The sequence below is a fragment of the Vibrio sp. 1402 genome, from assembly GCF_033340275.1.
In genome coordinates this window covers 1-600 of sequence record NZ_JAWOWE010000445.1, presented here as the reverse complement: position 1 = coordinate 600, position 600 = coordinate 1, and the positions used below count along the sequence as shown (strand labels likewise).

Here is a 600-nt window from a genome sequence, read left to right as displayed (position 1 = left end):
ATGGTTGCGGCAGACGCAATCAACCAAATGAAACTGCTTCGCATCGACGAAGAAACCACAGCGAACATCGGCATGGTCAACGGTGGTCAGGCAACCAACATTGTGATGCCAGAGCTTAAAATCGTGGCTGAAGCTCGCTCTCTAAATGGAGAGAAGCTAGAAGCCCAAGTCAACCACATGATTTCAACATTTGAGTCGGTATGTGAAAAACATGGCGCAGAAGTCGAAATCGAATCTAGCCGCGCGTACGACGCCTTTGTTATCGAAGAAGACAACGCGCACGTAACCGCAATCAAAGCGGCGTTTGCAGATATGGGTATCGAAGCGTTCACGAAAGGCACTGGCGGCGGCAGCGATGCGAACAACTTCAACAAGAAAGGTCTGACAACCGTGAATCTATCTACGGGTATGGCTAAAGTGCACACCACTGAAGAGTTCATCGCCGTTGACGATATGGTAAAAATCTCTGAGTTCGTTAAGCATTTTTTGGTGAAGTAGCCTCGTTCAAATATTTAGATTAACTTCCGACTTTCATCCCCTTCTCGCCCTGCGCGAAGGGGATTTTTATTTTTGCCCACCACAAATATTCTTTCCTTAATG

At 47.0% G+C, this 600-nt stretch carries 1 protein-coding gene; it reads left to right on the top strand.

Annotation, left to right across the window (positions count from 1 at the left end; all coding sequences use genetic code 11):
* A partial coding sequence (locus tag R7044_RS26570) for a M20/M25/M40 family metallo-hydrolase (protein WP_225456158.1) occupies nt 1-498 on the top strand: 498 nt, incomplete at its 5' end.
* Nucleotides 499-600 lie beyond the last annotated feature (102 nt).